The organism is Pseudomonas sp. MM213 (genome assembly GCF_020423045.1).
Taxonomy (GTDB): Bacteria; Pseudomonadota; Gammaproteobacteria; order Pseudomonadales; family Pseudomonadaceae; genus Aquipseudomonas; species Aquipseudomonas migulae.
The window spans coordinates 3,307,386-3,320,372 of sequence record NZ_CP081943.1 but is presented as its reverse complement, the minus strand read 5'-3'; the positions used below and the strand labels follow the sequence as shown (position 1 = coordinate 3,320,372).

The window sequence follows — 12,987 nt, the reverse complement described above, 5'->3', positions numbered from 1 at the left end:
AATATCGACTGACACTACGCCTTCGCGGGCAAGTCGGATCGCCGCACCGCTCGCTCCTACAGATTCAGGTATCAGCTGGCAGTGCTGTAACGCCGAACGCCGGATTCGACCGTAGGAATCTGCGCGGCGATGCTGCCGGACGCCTGGAACAACACCAGGTGTTCAGCGGCAACCCGGATGCCAACTTCTGCACCGACCAGATGATCGGCATGGCTCGGGAAAATCGATTCCAGCTGCGCGCCGGTGGGCATCTGCAACCGATACAACGTCGACGCACCCTGGAACGACTTGCCGACAATCCGCGCCTTCAAGCCACTGTCCGGCGCATAAACGATATCGTCCGGGCGCAACAATACGTCCACGGCACCACCAATCGGCCAGGTGTAGGCCCGATTGCCGCGCAATTCACCCAGCTCGGTCTGCACCGATTCCGGGCTGCTCAGCTGACCACGAATGAAGTATCCCTGACCGATGAAACTGGCTACATATGGCGTCAGCGGTTCGTGATACAGGTTGTAGGGCGTGTCCCACTGTTCCAGGCGACCTTCCTTGAAAACCCCGACATGATCGCTTACCGCGAAGGCTTCTTCCTGGTCGTGGGTCACCAGAATCGCGCTGGTGCCACGGGCCTTGAGGATGTCGCGCACTTCGTGGCTGAGCTTGCGCCGCAGTTCGCCGTCGAGGTTGGAAAACGGTTCGTCGAGCAGCAGCAGTTGTGGTTCCGGCGCCAGGGCGCGAGCCAGGGCAACACGCTGTTGCTGACCGCCGGAAAGCTCGTGCGGAAAGCGTTTGCCGAGGTTTTTCAGGTTGACCAGTTCCAGCAGTTCTTCGGTCACACGATCCTTTTGCGGATGCTTGCGAATCCCGAACGCGATGTTTTCCGCCACGCTCAAATGCGGAAACAGCGCGTAATCCTGGAACACCATGCCGATCCGGCGTTTCTCCGGTGCGAGTGTGAAGCCGGCGCTGGAGATCGTCTCGCCCGCCAGGGTGATTTCACCTTCGTGCACCGGTTCAAAACCGGCAATCGCCCGCAGCGTCGTGGTTTTGCCGCAACCCGAAGAACCGAGCAGGCAACCGATATCACCGGCATTCAAATGCAGGTTGAGGTTCTGCACGACGCGCTGGTCTTGATAGCCGCAAGCGAGGTTGCGCAGGTTAAGCAGTAATGGCTGGCTCATGCGTGGTGGTACGAAGGCGGAACGAGAAACTCGAGCAGGGCCTTTTGTGCGTGAAGACGGTTTTCCGCTTGATCCCAGGCGACTGAGCGCGGGTCATCGAGCAGGTCGAGGCTGATTTCCTCGCCACGGTGGGCGGGCAGGCAATGCATGAACAGCACGTCATCGGCGGCCAGGTCGAGCAGGGCACGGGTGACCTGGAACGGCGCGAACAGCTTCAGGCGCTTGGCGGTTTCCTCTTCCTGGCCCATGGAGGTCCAGACGTCGGTGCTCACCAGATGAGCGCCGCGCACGGCGTCCTTTGGATCCCGGACGATGGTCACCCGGTCACCGGCGCTGGCCACGAACTCAGGATTGGGTTCATAGCCTTCAGGGCACGCAATGCGCAACTGGAAGTCGAACTGGATCGCCGCTTCTATATAGCTGTTGCACATGTTGTTGCCGTCGCCGATCCAGGCAACGGTCTTGCCCTGGATCGAGCCGCGATGTTCGAGGAAGGTTTGCATGTCGGCCAGCAACTGGCACGGGTGCAGGTCATCGGACAGGCCGTTGATCAGCGGGACGCGCGAATTGGCGGCGAATTCGGTCAGGGTGCTGTGGGAAAACGTACGGATCATCACCGCATCGAGCATGCTCGACATGACAATGGCGGCGTCGCCGATCGGTTCGCCACGGCCCAGTTGCGTGTCGCGCGGCGACAGGAAGATTGCCTGGCCACCGAGCTGGATCATGCCGGCCTCGAACGAGATCCGGGTACGGGTCGAGGACTTCTCGAAAATCATCCCGAGCACGCGGTTTTTCAGAGGCTCGAACAGTACGCCGCGGTTACGCAGGTCTTTGAGCTCAACGCCTCGACGGATCACGCTGACCAGCTCTTCGGGCGTGCAATCCATCAGGGAGAGAAAGTGCCTTGCGCTCATCATTGACTACCTTTTTGCTACAAACCGCAGATGCTCAAAGCCTTGTTTAACTGGAAAACGGGCGAGACCTGCGGCGTAAGCCGCACAGGGCGACGAAATAGGGGAAGGCGCGATCTTATAATTAAATGTCGCGTCTTACCAATAGGGCTACGGTTTTTAGGGGATTTCAGAGGGGCTATGGGGTGACCGCAGTAGCGCTTTTGAAGCCTGTTTCCTGACAGCAGCTGCTCATTTGTACACTGCGGCTGCGGGGCTTTGCAATCAAACAGGGCGGGCATGGTGCGCTGATGGTCGGTTTCTGACCCGGCATTCCAGTCCGCTGATGGCAATGTGCCTCGTTTGTAACACTTGCTAATGCAATGTGCTGGGTTATAACTAAGTCACGAGCGACGCAGGAAGCCTTCGGAATGGAATCGAAAGAACAGCAATTGATGGAATTACTAGGTCTCACGGCCCGCTCACTGACGCATCTCACCGCTTCCATGACCTCAATGTCCTTTGAGCTTTTGCGAAGTAACGACGAGGTGACCAGGGCCGCTGGCCGGCGGATGATCGACCGCATGGCCACCATCAGCACAGGGCTCGACGAGCACTGGCGGCTGATCGGCGAGCTCACCGGCGTGCATGTCGCCCACGAACAGATTGAAACCATCCAGGAGATTCAGTTGCAGGCGCCGCCGAGGTTGCCGTCGAACTGATCCCGAGCGGTCATCGGCTGGCCTGATGGTCGCCGATTCACAAGACGAACGTCGCTGGCGCAGTGGCGGGGCACGCGCCATAGTTTTGTTCCCGCGGCCGTTATTGCCCGCCCAGAACAAGACAGAGACTGGCCATGACCAAGACTCTCCATCACCGTGCCTGCCACCTGTGTGAAGCCATCTGCGGCCTGACCATCGAGACCACCGAGCTCGATGGCGATGTGCAGATCACCTCGATCAAGGGCGATGCCCTCGATACGTTCAGCCGCGGGCACATCTGCCCCAAGGCCGTTGCCCTGCAAGACATCCAGAACGATCCTGACCGCCTGCGTCAGCCGATGCTGCGCGTTGGCAGCGAATGGCAGCCGATCGAGTGGGAAGATGCCTTCAACCTGGTCGCTGAACGTCTGGCAGGGATACAGGAGCGCCACGGGCAGAACTCGGTGGCGGTTTATCAAGGCAACCCCAGCGTGCACAACTACGGGCTGATGACCCACAGCAATTACTTTCTTGGCCTGCTGAAAACCCGCAACCGGTTTTCCGCGACCTCGGTCGATCAGTTGCCTCATCACCTGACCAGCCATTTGATGTACGGCCACGGTTTGCTGTTGCCGATCCCGGACATCGATCACACCGATTTCATGCTGATTCTTGGTGGTAATCCGCTGGCCTCCAACGGCAGCATCATGACCGTGCCGGATGTCGAAAAGCGCCTGAAAGCGATACAGGGCCGGGGCGGTAAAGTGGTGGTGGTCGATCCGCGTCGCAGCGAAACGGCTGCGATTGCCGATCAGCATCTGTTCGTCCGTCCGGGCGGCGACGCAGCATTGCTGTTCGGGCTGCTCAACACGTTGTTTGCTGAAGGGTTGACCCGCGACAGCCATTTGCCGGTCGACGGCCTGGATGACGTGCGCAAGGCCGTCGCGGCTTTCACCGCCGAAGCCATGAGCCCGTTGTGTGCCGTGCCGGCCGAGCAGATCCGCCAATTGGCGCGGGACTTCGCGGCGGCGCCGAGCGCGGTCTGTTACGGGCGCATGGGCGTTTCAACCCAAGCGTTCGGTACGTTGTGCCATTGGCTGGTGCAGTTGATCAACCTGGTCACCGGCAACCTTGATCGCGTCGGTGGCGCGGTGTGCACCGAACCGGCGGTGGACCTGGTGGCGTCTACCTCGGGCGGGCATTTCAATCTGTGGCAGAGCCGCGTGTCCGGGCGTCCGGAATACAGCGGCGAGCTGCCAGTGTCGGCGCTGGCCGAAGAGATGCTGACCGAAGGGGAAGGGCAGGTTCGCGCGTTGATTACCGTGGCTGGCAATCCGGTGTTGTCGACGCCCAATGGCCGGCAACTGGAGCAGGCGCTTGACGGGTTGGAGTTCATGGTCAGTGTTGACTTGTACATCAACGAAACCACGCGCTATGCCGACCTGATCTTGCCGTCCACTTCAGCCCTGGAAAACGATCACTACGACACCACGTTCAACATGTTTGCGGTGCGTAACGTCAGCCGGTTCAATCGCGCGATCCTGGCCAAGCCGGAAGGCGCGTTGCACGACTGGGAGATTTTCGTCGGGCTGGCCAAGGCCTTTGCCGCGAAGACCGGCAAGGAACTGAAACCGACGATTCCCCCTGCGCAGATGATCGATCGTGGCTTGCGAATGGGGCTGTATGGCGACGCCTCGCCGCACAAGCTGTCTTTGGCGACGCTGTTTGATCAACCGCATGGCGTCGACCTTGGCGCACTGAAATCCAATCTGGCGCCACGCCTGAAAACCGCCAACCAGCGCGTTCAGGCAGCACCGGCGGAGATCCTTGCCGACCTCTCGCGATTTGCGGCGCTGCAAGCACCGGCGGCTGATGAACTGCTGATGATTGGCCGTCGTCACGTGCGCAGCAATAACTCGTGGATGCACAACTATCACCGACTGGTGAAGGGTAAGCCGCGTCATCAGTTGCTGATGCATCCGGACGACCTTGCCAGTCGCGGGCTCAGCGATGGGCAGCGGGTGCGGGTCAGTTCCCGGGTCGGCATGATCGAAGTGGAAGTGCTGGGCAGTCAGGATATGATGAAAGGAGTGGTCAGCCTGCCGCACGGTTGGGGCCATGCGCGGCCTGGCGTGCAGATGACGATTGCCAGCGGCCAGCCAGGTTCCAGTGCCAATGACCTGACCGACGAGTGTCAGCTCGATGAGTTGTCGGGGAATGCGGCATTGAACGGTGTGCCGGTGACCGTAGCGGCGGCTTGATTGAGTCTGTCGGGGAGACCGAGCATGGCGCTCGGCTTTCCGTTACAATGCGCCACCGTGCCGACCCCCGAGTCGGAAAGTTCAGCCGAGGTGCTTCATGGATATCATCGAAACGATTAAAGAGCAGATTGCCAACAACACCATTCTGCTTTACATGAAAGGTTCGCCGAATGCCCCGCAGTGTGGCTTCTCCGCGAAAGCCGCACAGGCCGTGATGGCATGTGGTGAAAAGTTTGCGTACGTGGACATCCTGCAGAACCCGGAAATCCGCGCCAACCTGCCAAAATACGCCAACTGGCCAACTTTCCCGCAACTGTGGGTTGGTGGTGAGCTGGTCGGCGGTAGCGACATCATGACCGAGATGGCTGCAGACGGTTCGCTGCAAAGCACCATCAAAGCGGCTGTTGAAGCCGCCGCTGCTGCCAAGACCGAAGCTTGACCTGCTTTCTGTAGGAGCGAGCGGTTCGGCGTTCCGACTTGCCCGCGAAGGCGTTGTACCTGACACACCGCTTTCGCGAGCAAGCTTCGCTCCTACAACAGCACAGGCACAAAAAAGCCCCGCCTCTTAAAAGAGAGCGGGGCTTTTTATTGTCTTGAATCTAACGGACGCTAACTTACTCGTCTTCGCCCATCTGCGATTGCAGATAGTTCTCAAGACCGATTTTATCGATCAGGCCCAGTTGGGTTTCCAGCCAGTCGATATGTTCTTCTTCGGATTCGAGAATATCTTCGAGCAGTTCACGGCTACCGTAGTCGCCAACGGTTTCGCAATGAGCGATCGCGACTTTCAGGTCAGCGTGGCCAGTGCGTTCGATGCGCAGGTCGCACTCAAGCATTTCCTGGGTGTGCTCGCCGATCTGCAGCTTGCCCAGGTCCTGCACGTTAGGCAGGCCTTCCAGGAACAGGATGCGCTTGATCAGCTTGTCCGCGTGTTTCATCTCGTCGATGGACTCGTGGTATTCGTGCTTTCCGAGCTTGTTCAGACCCCAATCTTCATACATGCGCGCATGCAGAAAATACTGATTGATCGCGACCAGCTCATTGGCAAGGATCTTGTTGAGATGCTGGATGACTGTAATGTCGCCTTTCATGATGGGGTCCTGCCCTGTAATAGCTGTCTATAAACCAGAGTTTGAGCCGCACAACTAAGAGTGTCAAACCTAACTTATTGAAACTTAAATGAACATACGAATCATAACTAAGCAGCAGTATCCGGCACTGATCGAGATGATCGACGGTGCAGGATGTGATTGATGAAAAAGGCAGCAAACAAGGCGATGAACGGCGTCATCGGCATATGATAGCGATCCTGGCCGACGATCAGCAGAGCCACGGCTGCAAACAAGGCGGGCGTTACCACCAGCGGATCGAAAAAACGCAAAGGATTTTCCCGGAGAAATACTCCGACGCCAATGAGAGAGGGGAGAAAATTGCTAACCAATAGGCGGCAGAGCCAGCCTTGAGTATCGGTTGCAATGCAGGAGCTAGCGAGTTCTGGTTCCATGCTATGCCGATGCTTTCGCGATCAAAGCTGTGGGCGACCCGGTTCAGGCATAACCGAAGATAGAGACCTGGATTTTCGCGAATGAAGTCGAGCGCGAGACCTTTGTAATGGTTATCGCGGACTACTTCGTTTTTTGTATTGAGATTTATCTCGGGCACCGACATATAGGCCCCATTTGCCTGGGGGTTATTGCCCATCCACAGATTGATACCGAAATTCGCAGAAATAAGTACCGGCTCGCCAAATAAAGCGCGATTACGCTCTGCCCAAGGAGTCAGCAATATTGCTGCGACGACCAGCGCCAGAATGACGTGCAGAACAGTTTGCGCGGGTTTACGGAAGGGCTGATCCAGAAGCGGTAGCAAAACAATAAGCGGTAGAACCGTCGGCCGCATGAATGCGGCGGCGACCAGAAGAGCAGTCGACAGAACGGTGCGAGCCCAGTGCGGCAACTTCCCCGTACCACGAGCCACAAAAGCCCAGATCACCAGCGTCATGAGAGGCAATTCGCTGTTTGGAACGGTGGTGAAGGCGATCCATGCGGGCCAGAAGGCGAATAGCAGCGCCGCGATGCGTGCGATCGTCCTGTCAAAATACAAAAGGCCGAGTTGATAGATTCCAGCTACCGATATAGAGCTGAGAATCAGGTTGACAAGAATGACTACCCAGCCATGCACGCCCAACAACGCATAAAAGGCGCCGTAAAGGGCGGACGGGCCAACAGGCCAGTAAGCCGTGGCTTCACCACCAGGATAGACATAGCCTCGGCCTGCGGCGATTTCCTGCGCGAAGCTGTGATACATGTTCGCGTCCGATACAGGGCTTACTGGAACCAATAGTCCCCATATCAACCGGATCGCAAAAGTCAGCATCAGAATGGGCAAGACACCTGACTTGAAGCTGGCCTGTGCGAGTAGCCATGTTGTGTTCACCATAAGGAAGGACCACTTATTGCCATGAAGAAGGTGCAGCCCATCAGTGCTACCACGACGATGCTCTGCCAGTCCCGCGCCGCGAAGAGCACGGGGTCTTCATCCACCTCACCTCGCACAGTCTTCATCCACAGGCGTGCAGTCCAATAGAGCATGAGCGAAGGCGCAAACCACAACCATTCGTGCGAAGGATACATGACGGGCACAATCTCGGCCTGCGTGTACATGGCGAGGATCAGAACGCTGATCATGCCGCTGGATGAGCCAAGCGCCAGCACCACCGGCAGATCTTCAGGACGATAACCGCGACCAGGCAACAACTTGACCGAAAAGGCAGTATCCCGCAGCTCCGAGTAACGCTTCACCAGGGCAAGACTGAGGAAGATGAACATGGAAAAAGCGAGTAACCAAAAGGACGGTTTGATATCCGTCGCGGCGGCGCCCGCTATGACACGAATCGAATAAAGGCTGGCCAGTATCATCACATCGACGATCACCTGCTTCTTCAGCAGGAAGGAATAGGCAGCGGTCAGAAAATAGTAGACACCGAGCACAACGAGAAAGCGTGGCGGCAATTGCAGCGCAAGTATCAGGGATGAACCAAGCAGCAAGGGGATGGCGGCGATCCCCGATTTCACGGACAAGGTCCCAGCGGCAAAAGGCCGGTTCTTCTTGCGGTGATGCTTGCGATCTGCGGGCAGGTCGAGCAGATCATTCAGCAGATAGACGGACGAGGCGCACAGGCTGAACGAGATGAAGGCAAGGATCGCCCAGAACAATAGTTGCGGATTCGTCACCTGATGCGCCGCTAGCAGGGGGACGAAGACAAGGAGATTCTTCAGCCACTGCTGAATGCGCAGGGCTCTCCACCAGACACGAAAACCACCGCTTGGATCCTCTATAAAATCAATGTCGTGATTGCGATCCCGCGCCGCTTGCCTCAGACCGTCCTGTGAGGAAACCAGAAACGCCCGGCGCGCCCGTGCGAATACGGGCAAGTCCGCTTTGTCGTTGCCGATATAGTCGAAGCCTCGTTCGCCAAAGCGTTCGACGAGCATACTAGCCTTGGCGTGGGAGGAAAGATTGGTGTCTTCGTCGCTGCACAGTACCTCGTCGAAGAGGCCCAGATGGTCCGTAATACCATTGGCGACGCCGGCGCAAGATGCCGTGGCAAGAATGATAGGGCGCTGCGCTGCGCGGGCGGTTTCGATCAGGACTAGCACATCGGTGCGATAGGGGAGGCTAGCTGCATCGATCGTTACTCGCTCGGCGATGCGGTGCTTGAGGCTCGCCTTGCCCTTCATGAGCCAGCCCGGCAGGGAGGCGAGCGAGAGAGGCGAGGTCTTTGCAAGCAACAGAAATGTTTCGAGCAGCATGTCGGTGCGCACCAGTGTGCCATCCAGATCCACGCAAAGCGGAATCGGCGCGTCATCGATTTCGTTCATGTTCGTCATGACGTCACGCCCCCCTCGCCATCACGACAACCCCGCTCATGATCAGCAATGTGCCGATGACCTTGGCCGCGGAGAAGGTGTCATTGAAGACGAGGCGGCCGAGCACGGCCGTTAGCACAAAGCCCAGTGCCACGAACGGATAGGCGAAACTGACCTGCACCTTGGATAGCACCATCAGCCAGACCGCCGCACTGCTGAAATACAGGAAAAGGCCGAGCAATATTAGGGGGTTGAGGGCAATACCGAGCAATGCTGATACTCGTGCCCCTCCTTCTGCGATCTCCCTCTGGACGGAAGGGGAGTCCATGCCGGCCTTGAGGGCGATCTGCGCAAAGGCGGATATCGTGACGCTAATCAGGATGAGCGCATAAACGTTTTTTACTAGGCTGAGATTTAACAAAGCGCCCTCCCCCGAGTTTGTGTCGCATGCTATTTGTGTAGCAGTGACATTGGATTGCGTCAATTCGGCAGGAAACGCTCTCGGCCGGAAAATCAAAGCAGGAGGGAACAGGAAACTTTAGCTCCCAGTAGCCAAACAACTTTAGTCGGCCCTTGAGCAAGGAGAAGGAGAACGAGAAATGTCAGCAAAGTCGAAAGCGGGGACGCTATTCGCGTGGCCACCTATCGACCGTGCTCAACGGTCATGCAGCGATTTCTGCTGACCTGGCGCTGCGCTTGGAACTCGCCGGTATAAGCACCGGCCGCCAGTGGCTGGCCATGAAGGCAGCCTATGACTTGTGGCAGGCCGAACACCGGGGGCAATCGAATATCGTACGTTTGCATGAAGTGCCAGCGTAACCCATGAGTAACCACGACCAGAAACGACAAGGGCCTGCATCGCTGCAAGCCCTTGTTTTGTATAGCATTATTTAAAATATAAAGCTAAATATAGGCGGACATGAAGTCCGTTTCTTTGGAATGGGGTATTTACGCGGCAGTAAATTCTACCGGGAAAGGAATCGCAGCCTGGGCTGTTTGCAATTTGGTCAGGGTTTCACGCACCACTTCCTTGGCAAGGCAGGCGCATTTGCCGCATTGGCTGGCTACGCCGGTAGCTTGGCGGACTTCCTTGTAGCTGCAGCAACCTTCATAGATTGCTTCGCGGATTTGTCCGTCGGTGACGCCAGTGCAGAGGCAGACATACATAACTGAAACCGTCGCTGGTTATGACTCAATTGCGATGGATCTTAATGTTAACGAGAATGATTGTCAAAGTGGTTTCTGAAAGCTTTGCGTTATAAGCGAGGGTGACTGACGAACGGTTTTCCTCGGGCAATCTGCCAGTAAGCGTGTCGCCGGGAATTTGGCCTGTCGGTGAAAATCCGTTGAGGACAGCTCAAAAACGCAGTGTATGATGGCCGGTCCTTATGAAGCGGGTGGGTGTCACAGGGCTGTCGCCTGAGGGTGGCAGGCTGGCGCAAACCCGGAACTTCACGTTTTTACACCAGGAGATATTCAATGAGCGTACTCGTAGGCAAGCAAGCCCCTGACTTCACCGTACCAGCCGTACTCGGCAATGGCGAAATCGTCGACAGCTTCACCCTGTCGTCGGCCATCAAAGGCAAATACGGCCTGGTGTTCTTCTACCCGTTGGACTTCACCTTCGTTTGCCCATCCGAGCTGATCGCTCTGGACAACCGCATGTCCGACTTCAAGGCCCGCAACGTTGAAGTGATCGCTGTTTCGATCGACTCGCACTTCACCCACAACGCGTGGCGCAACACCCCGGTCAACAATGGTGGCATCGGTGAAGTTCGCTACACCATGGCAGCCGACCTGAAGCACGAAATCGCCAAGGCCTACGATGTTGAATCCGAAGGCGGCGTGGCTTTCCGTGGCGCGTTCCTGATCGACGACAAAGGCGTTGTCCGTTCGCAGATCATCAACGACCTGCCACTGGGCCGTAACATCGAAGAGCTGGTCCGTCTGGTCGACGCTCTGCAATTCCACGAAGAGCACGGCGAAGTTTGCCCTGCCAACTGGAAAAAGGCGACAAAGGCATGACCGCTTCGACCGAAGGCGTCGCGGCTTACCTGACCGAGAATGCTGCTGCCCTGTAAGGCGCATTCGAGGCACAAAAAAACCGGCCATAGAGGCCGGTTTTTTTATGGGCGGAGAAGCGGTGATTCCTGTAGGAGCCGGCTTGCTGGCGATCCAGGCGCCTCGGTAATCAGACAAACCGCGGTGGCTGAATCGCCAGCAAGCCGGCTCCTACGAAAAGCCGATCAGTCGTTGTAGTCTTCCCAGCCGCCCATCTGTTTCCAGCGATTGACGATGCCGCAGAACAGCTCGGCCGTCTTCTCGGTGTCGTAGCGAGCCGAGTGAGCCTCGCGACCGTCGAAGTCGATATCGGCGGCCTGACAGGCTTTCGCCAGCACCGTCTGACCGTACGCCAGACCGGCCAGGGTGGCCGTGTCGAAGCTGGAGAACGGATGGAACGGATTGCGCTTCATGTCCAGGCGCGCAACCGCCGCGTTCAGGAAGCCCAGATCGAAGCTGCTGTTGTGCCCGACCAGAATCGCCCGCTTGCAGCCGTTGGCTTTCAGCGCCTTGCGGATGCCACGGAAGATATCGGTCAGCGCCGCTTCTTCACTCACTGCCATGCGCAGCGGGTGATCGAGTTTGATCCCGGTGAACTCCAGCGCGGCCGCTTCGATGTTGGCGCCTTCAAAAGGCTCGACGCGGAAGAAGTAGGTGTGGTCAGGGTAGACAAAACCCTTCTCGTCCATGGCGATGGTGGTAGCGGCTATTTCCAGCAAGGCGTCAGTGGCAGAGTTGAAACCACCGGTTTCAACGTCGACAACGACTGGCAGGTATCCACGGAATCGAGCTGCCATCGGGTGGCGTGGACCACCTCCGCCGCCTTGACCGTCCTGTTCGTCGTCGTAATGGTCTTCACTCACGCGTGTTCCTCCAGCAGGCGCCAGCGCAGTTTTTCACCGGCGCGCAGCGGGATAACGGTCAGCTCGCCAAATGGCAGGCTGGTTGGGGCGGTCCACTCGTCGCGGACCAGAGTAATGCGATCGGTGTTCACCGGCAGGCCATAGAAGCGCGGGCCGTTGAGGCTGGCGAAGGCTTCGAGCTTGTCCAGTGCGTTACGTTGTTCGAACGCTTCGGCGTACATCTCGATCGCCGCATAAGCGGTGTAGCAACCGGCACAGCCGCACGCGGCTTCTTTGGCATGCTGGGCGTGAGGCGCCGAGTCGGTGCCGAGGAAGAACTTTTCGCTGCCGCTGGTGGCGGCGTCGAGCAGGGCTTCCTGGTGCGTATTGCGCTTGAGGATCGGCAGGCAATAGAAGTGCGGCCGAATCCCGCCCACCAGCATGTGGTTGCGGTTGTACAAGAGGTGATGCGCGGTGATGGTCGCGCCAACGTTGGCCGAAGCCTCGTTGACGAACTGCACGGCGTCCGCGGTGGTGATGTGTTCGAACACCACTTTGAGCGTCGGGAAACGCTCGACCACTCGACGCATGTGCTCATCGATGAAGATTTTTTCGCGGTCGAACACGTCGACATCGCCACGGGTGACTTCACCGTGAACCAACAAAGGCATCCCGACTTCGGCCATGGCCTCAAGCGCAGGGAAGATCTTGTCGATGCTGGTGACGCCAGAGTCCGAGTTGGTGGTCGCGCCGGCCGGATACAACTTGGCGGCATGAATGAAACCGCTGGCCTTGGCCTCACGAATTTCTTCGGGCTGGGTGCGGTCGGTCAGGTAAAGGACCATCAACGGTTCGAAACGGCTGCCAGCCGGACGTGCAGCGAGAATCCGCTGGCGATAGCCGTCGGCTTCAGCGGCGTTGCGCACCGGAGGTACCAGGTTGGGCATGATGATGGCGCGACCAAAGGTGCGCGCGACATCCGCAACGGTATTGGTCAACACGGCACCATCGCGAAGATGAATATGCCAGTCGTCGGGACGCAGCAGGGTCAGGCGGTCGGACATGAGGGGATTCCAGGCGGGTCAAACTGAAGGGAATGCTACCGGAAAAGACTCTCTCAGGCACTCGCTATCAAGTTTTGCGGGAAGCTTCCGATATCCAACAGGTATGCCGTAAACA

The 12,987-nt window shown here is 57.8% G+C and carries 14 protein-coding genes and 1 pseudogene; 5 read left to right on the top strand and 10 right to left on the bottom strand.

Annotated elements, in window-relative coordinates; all coding sequences use genetic code 11:
• Window positions 1-71: 71 nt before the first annotated feature.
• Window positions 72-1,181, bottom strand: a complete 1,110-nt coding sequence (locus K5R88_RS15070; RefSeq protein WP_008040856.1) for an ABC transporter ATP-binding protein — start codon at window positions 1,179-1,181, stop codon at window positions 72-74.
• Window positions 1,178-2,098 (bottom strand): ornithine carbamoyltransferase, encoded by a 921-nt coding sequence (gene argF, locus K5R88_RS15065; protein WP_032832563.1) that lies wholly within the window; start codon window positions 2,096-2,098, stop codon window positions 1,178-1,180. The genes K5R88_RS15070 and argF overlap by 4 nt, the downstream gene beginning before the upstream one ends.
• A 407-nt stretch (window positions 2,099-2,505) precedes the next feature.
• Between argF and K5R88_RS15060 the strand changes: the two genes are divergently transcribed.
• The 3 genes from K5R88_RS15060 to grxD all read left to right on the top strand — a co-directional run bounded on the left by K5R88_RS15060 (window position 2,506) and on the right by grxD (window position 5,475).
• A complete protein-coding gene (locus K5R88_RS15060) occupies window positions 2,506-2,796 on the top strand; it encodes a hypothetical protein (RefSeq protein ID WP_192228576.1) in 291 nt (96 codons plus the stop codon).
• Between the two features lie 134 nt (window positions 2,797-2,930).
• Window positions 2,931-5,036: a molybdopterin oxidoreductase family protein gene (locus K5R88_RS15055; protein ID WP_226300207.1), complete on the top strand. Its 2,106-nt coding sequence runs from the start codon at window positions 2,931-2,933 to the stop codon at window positions 5,034-5,036.
• A gap of 97 nt (window positions 5,037-5,133) precedes the next feature.
• Window positions 5,134-5,475: a Grx4 family monothiol glutaredoxin gene (gene grxD, locus K5R88_RS15050; RefSeq protein WP_008032163.1), complete on the top strand. Its 342-nt coding sequence runs from the start codon at window positions 5,134-5,136 to the stop codon at window positions 5,473-5,475.
• 175 nt (window positions 5,476-5,650) lie between these two features.
• Here the strand turns inward: grxD and bfr are convergent, their stop codons facing one another.
• From bfr to K5R88_RS15025, 5 genes are all read right to left on the bottom strand, one after another.
• Complete coding sequence (bfr, locus tag K5R88_RS15045) at window positions 5,651-6,127, bottom strand: bacterioferritin (protein ID WP_223437268.1); 477 nt, start codon at window positions 6,125-6,127, stop codon at window positions 5,651-5,653.
• A 107-nt stretch (window positions 6,128-6,234) separates the two neighbouring features.
• Window positions 6,235-6,417: a hypothetical protein gene (locus K5R88_RS15040; RefSeq protein WP_226300206.1), complete on the bottom strand. Its 183-nt coding sequence runs from the start codon at window positions 6,415-6,417 to the stop codon at window positions 6,235-6,237.
• Window positions 6,390-7,475, bottom strand: coding sequence for an ArnT family glycosyltransferase (locus tag K5R88_RS15035; RefSeq protein WP_226300205.1), 1,086 nt, complete (start codon window positions 7,473-7,475; stop codon window positions 6,390-6,392). The genes K5R88_RS15040 and K5R88_RS15035 overlap by 28 nt, the downstream gene beginning before the upstream one ends.
• The gene (locus tag K5R88_RS15030) at window positions 7,469-8,926 is read right to left on the bottom strand and encodes a UbiA family prenyltransferase (RefSeq protein WP_226300204.1); all 1,458 of its coding nucleotides are present in this window, start codon (window positions 8,924-8,926) and stop codon (window positions 7,469-7,471) included. Before K5R88_RS15030 ends, K5R88_RS15035 begins: the two co-directional genes overlap by 7 nt.
• 4 nt (window positions 8,927-8,930) lie before the next feature.
• Window positions 8,931-9,326 carry an EamA family transporter gene (locus tag K5R88_RS15025; RefSeq protein ID WP_226300203.1) on the bottom strand — a complete coding sequence of 132 codons (396 nt, stop codon included), beginning with the start codon at window positions 9,324-9,326 and terminating at the stop codon, window positions 8,931-8,933.
• Window positions 9,327-9,478: 152 nt separating this feature from the next.
• On the opposite strand from K5R88_RS15025, the gene K5R88_RS15020 reads away from it, so the two are divergent.
• Complete coding sequence (locus K5R88_RS15020) at window positions 9,479-9,724, top strand: HigA family addiction module antitoxin (protein WP_226300202.1); 246 nt, start codon at window positions 9,479-9,481, stop codon at window positions 9,722-9,724.
• A gap of 129 nt (window positions 9,725-9,853) precedes the next feature.
• Here the strand turns inward: K5R88_RS15020 and K5R88_RS15015 are convergent, their stop codons facing one another.
• Window positions 9,854-10,072, bottom strand: coding sequence for a bacterioferritin-associated ferredoxin (locus tag K5R88_RS15015; protein ID WP_008032160.1), 219 nt, complete (start codon window positions 10,070-10,072; stop codon window positions 9,854-9,856).
• A 312-nt stretch (window positions 10,073-10,384) separates the two neighbouring features.
• On the opposite strand from K5R88_RS15015, the pseudogene K5R88_RS15010 reads away from it, so the two are divergent.
• A pseudogene (locus tag K5R88_RS15010) lies at window positions 10,385-10,986 on the top strand (peroxiredoxin).
• A 165-nt stretch (window positions 10,987-11,151) separates the two neighbouring features.
• Here K5R88_RS15010 and rnt read toward each other — a convergent pair.
• Together rnt and pyrC are read right to left on the bottom strand one after the other, a co-directional pair.
• Window positions 11,152-11,829, bottom strand: coding sequence for a ribonuclease T (gene rnt, locus K5R88_RS15005; RefSeq protein ID WP_008036438.1), 678 nt, complete (start codon window positions 11,827-11,829; stop codon window positions 11,152-11,154).
• Complete coding sequence (gene pyrC / locus K5R88_RS15000; protein WP_008036439.1) at window positions 11,826-12,872, bottom strand: dihydroorotase; 1,047 nt, start codon at window positions 12,870-12,872, stop codon at window positions 11,826-11,828. The genes rnt and pyrC overlap by 4 nt, the downstream gene beginning before the upstream one ends.
• Window positions 12,873-12,987 lie beyond the last annotated feature (115 nt).

Bases quoted from the DNA above. Each gene is read 5' to 3' on its own strand.
- K5R88_RS15015 (WP_008032160.1), bottom strand. From the start codon at position 10,072: ATGTATGTCTGCCTCTGCACTGGCGTCACCGACGGACAAATCCGCGAA.
- K5R88_RS15035 (WP_226300205.1), bottom strand. From the start codon at position 7,475: ATGGTGAACACAACATGGCTACTCGCACAGGCCAGCTTCAAGTCAGGT.
- K5R88_RS15070 (WP_008040856.1), bottom strand. From the start codon at position 1,181: ATGAGCCAGCCATTACTGCTTAACCTGCGCAACCTCGCTTGCGGCTAT.
- bfr (WP_223437268.1), bottom strand. From the start codon at position 6,127: ATGAAAGGCGACATTACAGTCATCCAGCATCTCAACAAGATCCTTGCC.
- K5R88_RS15030 (WP_226300204.1), bottom strand. From the start codon at position 8,926: ATGACGAACATGAACGAAATCGATGACGCGCCGATTCCGCTTTGCGTG.
- K5R88_RS15060 (WP_192228576.1), top strand. From the start codon at position 2,506: ATGGAATCGAAAGAACAGCAATTGATGGAATTACTAGGTCTCACGGCC.
- argF (WP_032832563.1), bottom strand. From the start codon at position 2,098: ATGAGCGCAAGGCACTTTCTCTCCCTGATGGATTGCACGCCCGAAGAG.
- grxD (WP_008032163.1), top strand. From the start codon at position 5,134: ATGGATATCATCGAAACGATTAAAGAGCAGATTGCCAACAACACCATT.
- pyrC (WP_008036439.1), bottom strand. From the start codon at position 12,872: ATGTCCGACCGCCTGACCCTGCTGCGTCCCGACGACTGGCATATTCAT.
- K5R88_RS15055 (WP_226300207.1), top strand. From the start codon at position 2,931: ATGACCAAGACTCTCCATCACCGTGCCTGCCACCTGTGTGAAGCCATC.